This is a genomic window from Polynucleobacter sp. 35-46-11 (assembly GCF_002281105.1).
On the sequence record NZ_NCFJ01000227.1, the window covers coordinates 1 to 3977 of the forward strand.

5 protein-coding genes are annotated in these 3977 nt (G+C 47.7%); all 5 read left to right on the forward strand.

Going from position 1 to position 3977, the window contains the following annotated elements:
- Positions 1-136: 50S ribosomal protein L32 (rpmF, locus tag B7Y67_RS12395; protein ID WP_293598856.1), on the forward strand; the 136-nt coding region annotated here is incomplete at its 5' end.
- Positions 137-220: 84 nt separating this feature from the next.
- Positions 221-1231: a phosphate acyltransferase PlsX gene (plsX, locus tag B7Y67_RS12400; protein WP_215301510.1), complete on the forward strand. Its 1011-nt coding sequence runs from the start codon at positions 221-223 to the stop codon at positions 1229-1231.
- A gap of 2 nt (positions 1232-1233) precedes the next feature.
- Entirely contained in the window at positions 1234-2220 is a 987-nt protein-coding gene (locus B7Y67_RS12405; protein WP_293598912.1) for a beta-ketoacyl-ACP synthase III, read from the forward strand.
- 81 nt (positions 2221-2301) lie between these two features.
- Entirely contained in the window at positions 2302-3237 is a 936-nt protein-coding gene (gene fabD / locus B7Y67_RS12410; protein ID WP_293598913.1) for an ACP S-malonyltransferase, read from the forward strand.
- Positions 3238-3279: 42 nt separating this feature from the next.
- The coding region (gene fabG / locus B7Y67_RS12415; protein ID WP_293598914.1) for a 3-oxoacyl-ACP reductase FabG at positions 3280-3977 on the forward strand (698 nt) is incomplete at its 3' end.

Here is a 3977-nt window from a genome sequence, read left to right on the forward strand (position 1 = left end):
GCACCGTGCGCACGACTTTTTGACCGCACCTGCTACGGCTGTTGAAGCCACAACTGGTGAGGCTCATTTGCGCCACCACATCTCACCAAACGGCTACTACCGTGGCCGTAAAGTTGTTAAAACCAAAAACGACTAATTTTTTAGTCTAAAAAGATAGAAGCGGCTCACATAAAAGCCGCTTTTTTCTTGGATAAAACCACTTGCAGCAATACCTGATTTTATGAGCGTCACTCTTGCTATCGATGCCATGGGCGGCGATCACGGGGTAGTTGTTACGGTCCCCGCCTGTTGTGATTTTCTTGAAAAACATGCTGATGTGAAGATTGCCTTAGTTGGTAATCCGGAAGCGCTCAAGCAAGCCTTGAGCCAATTTCCAAAAGCGCCAATGGAGCGCATTCAAATTATTTCCGCCAGTGAGGTTGTCTTGATGGATGATCCCATTGAGGTGGCACTACGTCGTAAAAAAGATTCTTCGATGCGCGTAGCGATCGAGCAAGTTAAAGAGGGTCTAGCTGACGCGATCATCTCTTCTGGCAATACGGGAGCCTTAATGGCTATCTCTCGTTACATTCTCAAAACCTTAGATGGTGTTGATCGTCCTGCGATTGCTACGGCGATCCCCAACGAAAAAGGGCGCGGCACCACTATGCTGGATTTAGGTGCTAATGCAGATTGCGAGCCCATGCATTTGGTGCAGTTTGCGCAAATGGCTAACGTTATGGTTCAGGTAGTTGATGGCACGCAAAACCCTTCAATCGGCCTTCTCAATATTGGAGAAGAAGTCATTAAAGGGAATGAAGTGGTGAAGCAGACGAGTGAGTTGCTACGCCAAACTAACTTAAACTTTTATGGCAACGTAGAAGGTAATGATATTTTTAAAGGCACTACGGATATTGTGGTGTGCGACGGTTTTGTTGGGAATGTGGTCCTCAAGGCAAGCGAAGGCTTGGCGAAGATGATGAGTGGTTTAATCAAACAAGAATTTAATCGATCATGGCTTACGAAGTTAATGGCGATCTGCGCCATGGTACCGCTCTTGCGTGTACGCAAGCGTGTAGATCATCGTCGCTACAACGGGGCAGTACTTTTAGGTTTGCGCGGTTGCGTCATTAAGAGTCATGGCTCGGCAGATCGTTTTGCATTTGGTTTTGCGCTTGATCGTGCATATGAAGCGGCAAAGAATCGCATGGTAGAGCGCATCGCTCAAGCTTTTGTGGCGGAGACAAAATAATCATGAGTACTTTTTCACGGATAGCGGGAACTGGAAGTTATCTGCCAGAGCAGCGATTAACTAATCAGGATCTCGTTGAGCGTTTAGCTAAGATTGGTCTCGAGACCAGCGACGAATGGATTGTGACTCGTAGCGGAATTTCTGCGCGTCACTTTGCTGCAGACAATCAACTGACCAGTGACTTAGCGGTCAAAGCTGCTCAAGCAGCATTAGAGACTGCTGGCTATACCTCAGAAGATCTTGATTTAATTATTTTGGCGACATCTACGCCAGATCATTTAGGCGGCTTCCCCAGTACCGCTTGCGTAGTGCAAGATAAGTTGGGCGCCCATACTAATTGTGCGGCATTTGATGTCCAGGCAGTATGCGCTGGCTTTACTTATGCCCTCGCGATTGCAGATGCATTTATTCGTACAGGGACTTACAAAAAAGTATTGGTTCTTGGCGCAGAAACATTCTCCCGTATTTTGGATTTTCAAGATCGCACCACTTCTGTGTTGTTTGGTGATGGTGCTGGGGCAGTGATTCTCGAAGCTTCAAAAGAACCAGGCATTTTGGCAACAGCCTTACATGCTGATGGTAGTCAGCGCGATATCCTGTGCGTACCAGGGCGTGCTAAGCAGGGTGGTGTAGATGGTTCCGCTTACTTAACTATGGATGGTCCTGCGGTATTTAAGCTGGCGGTTAAGGTGCTTGAGCAAGTTGCGCATGAGGCGCTAGAAAAAGCCAATCTCAAGCCAGAACAAGTTGATTGGTTGGTGCCACACCAAGCCAATATTCGCATCATGGAGAGCACGGCTCGCAAGATGGGCATGTCGATGGACAATGTCATTGTGACAGTCCATGAGCACGGTAATACCTCCGCTGCATCCATACCGCTTGCTTTGGATGTTGGAGTTCGCTCTGGTCAAATTCAACGTGGTCAACACCTTCTACTGGAGGGTGTGGGCGGTGGCTTTGCTTGGGGTGCCGCAGTCATTAAATACTAAAGCGAAGCGCTAAAGCAAAATATCAAAGCAAAGCGCTAAAGCTAAAAATATATTCACAACTATTATTCAGCGACTATTCATATGACATTTGCATTTGTATTTCCAGGCCAAGGTTCCCAATCAGTTGGGATGCTCAACACGATTGCTGATCGCCCTGAAGTTCGTGCGACCCTTCAGGAGGCTTCAGAAGCTCTGGGTGAAGATGTTGCAAAGCTGATTGCTGAAGGCCCTGCAGAAGCATTATCTTTAACAACCAATACACAGCCTGTGATGTTGACTGCAGCGATCGCTTTTTATCGCGCATGGTTGGCCTCTGGTGGCGCTGTTCCTCAGATGATGGCTGGTCATAGCTTGGGTGAGTACTCCGCTTTGGTTGCTGCTGGCGTAATCTCTTTCAAGGATGCTGTGCCTTTGGTGCGCTTTCGTGCTGAAGCAATGCAAACAGCGGTTCCAGTTGGTACTGGTGGCATGGCTGCGATCTTGGGTTTGGATGATGCAATTGTGAAGACGGTTTGTGCTGAAGCTGCTACAGCATCCGGTGGCGTAGTCGAAGCGGTGAACTTCAATGCCCCAGGTCAGGTAGTGATTGCTGGTGGAACTGATGCGGTGACTAAGGCCTGTGAATTGCTCAAGGCGGCTGGCGCGAAACGCGCTTTGCCATTACCAGTTTCCGCACCATTTCATTCATCATTGCTACAGCCTGCTTCTGAAAAACTCAAAGGCTACTTGGCTGAGATTGAATTTAAGGTCCCCACTATTTCAGTAGTCAATAATGTTGATGTGAATGTTCTCAATGATCCAGCGGCGATTAAGGATGCCTTAGTGCGTCAAGCTGCTAAGCCAGTTCGCTGGCAAGAGACGATCAATGCCATGGCGCAACAAGGTATCACTCAAGTGATTGAGTGTGGTCCAGGCAAGGTATTAGCTGGGCTGACTAAGCGCATCAATGAGAAAGTTATTGGGCTACCTATTTTTGATGAAGTCAGTCTCAATGAGGCATTGACTGCGGTAAAGTAAAAATACACTCTTGAAACAATAAAGAAACAGCGGAAGATAACTATGAATCTTGATTTAAGCGGACAAATTGCATTGGTGACAGGTGCATCGCGCGGAATTGGTCAGGCCATTGCAGATGAGTTGGTGAAATGTGGCGCCAAAGTAATTGGTACTGCCACGTCCGAAGATGGTGCCAAAGCAATCAATGCACGTTTACAAGCGAGCGGTGGTCGTGGTGAAGTATTGAATGTGACTGACCCAAAAGCTTGTGAGGACATCATTGATTTGATCGTCAAAGATTTTGGCGGTATCAACATTTTGGTGAATAACGCTGGCATCACCCGCGATAACCTAGCCATGCGTATGAAAACAGACGAGTGGACTGATGTGATCGATACCAACTTAAGTGCTGTTTTTCGTTTGTCACAGGCGGTAATGCGCCCAATGATGAAAGCCCGCGGTGGTCGCATTATTAACATTACCTCGATTGTTGGTCACATGGGTAACCCTGGACAGGCCAATTACGCCGCTGCTAAATCAGGTGTATCTGGAATGACTCGTGCCCTGGCCCGTGAAATTGGTAGCCGAAATATCACGGTGAACTGTGTGGCGCCTGGATTTATTGATACTGATATGACCCGTGCATTGAGCGAAGAGCAACAAAATTCGCTAAAAGCGAACATTCCTTTAGCTCGCCTAGGTAGCCCAGAGGATGTGGCTCAGGCAGTGGCGTTTTTAGCCTCTCCAGCAGCTGGATACAT

Coding starts and splice junctions, on each gene's coding strand:
- plsX (WP_215301510.1), top strand. CDS start 221: ATGAGCGTCACTCTTGCTATCGATGCCATGGGCGGCGATCACGGGGTA.
- B7Y67_RS12405 (WP_293598912.1), top strand. CDS start 1,234: ATGAGTACTTTTTCACGGATAGCGGGAACTGGAAGTTATCTGCCAGAG.
- fabD (WP_293598913.1), top strand. CDS start 2,302: ATGACATTTGCATTTGTATTTCCAGGCCAAGGTTCCCAATCAGTTGGG.